Source organism: Streptomyces sp. CBMA123 (genome assembly GCF_014596465.1).
Classification (GTDB): Bacteria; Actinomycetota; Actinomycetes; order Streptomycetales; family Streptomycetaceae; genus Kitasatospora.
In genome coordinates, this window is sequence record NZ_MECK01000413.1 from 1 (window position 1) to 2,873 (window position 2,873).

The 2,873-nt window shown below is 74.3% G+C and carries 4 protein-coding genes and 1 pseudogene; 3 read left to right on the plus strand and 2 right to left on the minus strand.

Annotated elements, in window-relative coordinates:
- On the plus strand, positions 1-652 hold a 652-nt coding region (locus tag BG452_RS32290; RefSeq protein WP_188307906.1), incomplete at its 5' end, for a TetR/AcrR family transcriptional regulator.
- 76 nt (positions 653-728) lie between these two features.
- Here the strand turns inward: BG452_RS32290 and BG452_RS32295 are convergent.
- Entirely contained in the window at positions 729-1,565 is an 837-nt protein-coding gene (locus BG452_RS32295; RefSeq protein WP_188307907.1) for a methyltransferase domain-containing protein, read from the minus strand.
- Positions 1,566-1,675: 110 nt separating this feature from the next.
- On the opposite strand from BG452_RS32295, the gene BG452_RS32300 reads away from it, so the two are divergent.
- Positions 1,676-2,173, plus strand: coding sequence for a MarR family winged helix-turn-helix transcriptional regulator (locus BG452_RS32300; protein WP_188307908.1), 498 nt, complete (start codon positions 1,676-1,678; stop codon positions 2,171-2,173).
- A gap of 15 nt (positions 2,174-2,188) precedes the next feature.
- Here the strand turns inward: BG452_RS32300 and BG452_RS32305 are convergent.
- Positions 2,189-2,734, minus strand: a pseudogene (locus BG452_RS32305) (LuxR C-terminal-related transcriptional regulator); the annotation flags it as partial.
- A gap of 18 nt (positions 2,735-2,752) precedes the next feature.
- On the opposite strand from BG452_RS32305, the gene BG452_RS48230 reads away from it, so the two are divergent.
- Positions 2,753-2,809 carry a hypothetical protein gene (locus tag BG452_RS48230; RefSeq protein WP_411293054.1) on the plus strand — a complete coding sequence of 19 codons (57 nt, stop codon included), beginning with the start codon at positions 2,753-2,755 and terminating at the stop codon, positions 2,807-2,809.
- Positions 2,810-2,873 lie beyond the last annotated feature (64 nt).

Consider the following 2,873-nt stretch of genomic DNA (forward strand, 5'->3'; position numbering starts at 1 on the left):
CGGCTCCGCGACCGCGCCGGCCCCGCGCCGCCGGGCCGGCCGGGTCCGGATGACCGGCAAGCAGCGCCGGGAGCAGCTGCTGGAGATCGGCCGGACGGTCTTCGCCGAGCGCGGCTACGACGGCACCTCGGTGGAGGAGATCGCCGAGCGCGCCGGAGTGTCCAAGCCCGTGGTGTACGAGCACTTCGGGGGCAAGGAGGGGCTGTACGCGGTGGTGGTGGACCGCGAGATGCAGCTGCTGCTGGACATGGTGACGGGGGCGCTCACCGGCGGGCACTCGCGCGAGCTGCTGGAGCAGGCGGCGTTCGCGCTGATGGACTACATCGACACCTCGACGGACGGCTTCCGGATCCTGGTCCGGGACTCCCCGGTGGCCCAGTCGACCGGCACCTTCGCCTCGCTGATCAGCGACATCGCGACCCAGGTCGAGGACATCCTGGGCCTGGAGTTCAAGTCCCGGGGCTTCGACGCCCGGCTGGCCCCGATGTACTCGCAGATGCTGGTCGGGATGGTCGCACTGACCGGCCAGTGGTGGCTGGAGGTCCGCAAGCCGGACAAGGCGACGGTCGCGGCGCACCTGGTGAACCTGGCCTGGCACGGGCTGGAGGGCCTGGAGCGGCACCCGAGGCTGGTCGGCGACCGCCACGCCTGACCGTCCCGGTGCCGTCCGACCCCACCTGCCGCCCGGTCCGGTCCACCGCCTGCCCCGCCTACCCGCCCGGTCCGGTCTACCGCTTGACCCCGACGGCGAAGATCCGCCGGAACGGGAAGACCGTCCCGTGCGGCCCGGCCGGGTAGGCCTCGCGCAGCAGCCGCCCGTACTCGGCGAGGAAGGCCGCCCGCTCGGCCGGATCGGTGAGCCGCCCGAGGACGGGGCGCAGCGCGGTGCCCTTGACCCACTCCAGCACCGGGTCGGGCCCGGACAGCAGCGTGCTGTAGGTGGTCTCCCAGACGTCGACGGCGCAGCCGGCCCCGGCCAGGGCGTCCAGGTACCGCTCCGGCCGGTGGACGCCGCTCCGTACGGCGTCGGTGCCCAGGGCGTCGCGCCAGCGGGGGCTGCGGCGCAGGTCGGCGAGCAGGGTGTGGCTGGGGGCCTCGAAGTTGCCGGGCACCTGGAAGGCGAGCACCCCGCCGGGCTTGAGGGCGTCCGCCCAGCGCGGCAGCACCGCGAGGTGCCCGTCCACCCACTGGAGGGTCGCGTTGGAGGCGATCAGGTCGGGTGCGGCCGGGGCCGGGTCGTAGTCGCCGGCGTCGGCGAGCAGGTAGTCGGCGGTGGGCTCGCCCTCGGTGCGGGCGGCCGCCAGCATCGGGGCGGAGTTGTCGATGCCGGTGATCCGGGCTCGCGGCCAGCGCTCGCGCAGCACGGCGGTGGAGTTGCCGGGCCCGCAGCCGATGTCGAGGATCCTCGGGACGGTTTCGTGCGGCGGGGCTTCGTGCGGCGGACTTTCGTTCGACGGGGTTTCGTTCGGCAGGGCGGGGACGCGGGCGAGCAGGTCGCGCAGCGGGCGGGTGCGTTCGTCGGCGAAGCGCAGGTACTGCGCCGGGTCCCAGACGGGGCTGGTCATGGTTCACCTCGCAGGTATCTCGACATCAAGATATCTCCGAAAGCCTCGCTGGCACATTTCTCGATGTCAAGAGACTTCACATCGACACATCCACCGATACACTGATCGTCATGGAGGACGAGGTCGACAGGCTGGTCGCGGCGTGGCGCCGGGAGCGCCCCGACCTCGACGTGGAGCCGCTGGAGGTGCTCAGCCGGGTCAGCCGGCTCGCCCGTCACCTCGACCGCGCCCGGCGCACCGCCTTCGCCGAGCACGGCCTGGAGCCCTGGGAGTTCGACGTCCTGACCGCCCTGCGGCGGGCCGGCTCCCCGTACCAGCTCTCCCCCGGACAGCTGCTCACCCAGACCCTGGTCACCTCCGGCACCATGACCAACCGGATCGACCGCCTCACCGGCAAGGGCCTGGTCAAGCGGCTGCCCGACCCGGACGACCGGCGCGGCGTGCTCGTCCGGCTCACCGACGACGGCCGCGACCGCGCCGACCAGGCCCTGGCCGGCCTGCTGGCCCACGAACGCGAACTGCTGGCCCAGCTCAGCTCCGGCCAGCGGGGCGAACTCGCCGCCCTGCTGCGGCAGCTGGTCGCCCCCTTCGACAACATCCCGGGCTGAACCGGGCCTCCGCCGCTACGGCGCCGAGGCGATCGACGGCGGCACGGCCGGCTCCGCCGGACTGACCCCGGCCCGGCGGGCCACCGCGACGGCGGCCAGCGTGGAGTGCACCCCCAACTTCCCCAGCACGTTCTGCATGTGGGTGCGGACGGTGTGCGGCGACAGGTACAGCCGCTCCGCCACCGCCTGCCGGCCCAGACCCGCGACCATGCAGCGCAGGATCTGCTTCTCCCGCGGGGTCAGGGTGTCGACCAGCCGCTCGCTCTCGGTGCGGTCCCGGCGGGCGGTGGTGAGCTCCCGGATCACCCCGGTGAGCAGCGCGGGCGGCAGGTGCGTCTCGTCCCGCAGCACCCCCCGCACCACCGCGAGCAGCCGGGCCAGCGAACTCTCCTTCGCCACCCAGCCGGTGGCGCCCGCGTGCAGCGCCCGGGCCGCCCGGTGCGGGTCGTCGGCGGTGGCCAGCACCACCGCGCGCAGCCCCGGGTGGGCCCGGCGGAGCCGGCCGAGCAGGACGATCCCGTCCGGCGGCGGGGCGGCGGGTCTGAGCTGCTCGGCGCGGACCTGATCGGGGCGGAGCTGATCCGGGCGGAGCTGATCCGGGCGCAGCTGATCGGGGCGCGGCTGGTCCGCGCGTAATTGGTCGGTGCGCAGTTGGTCGGTGCGCAGTTGGTCCGCCGGTCGGGCGGCGGCCCCGGGCGGT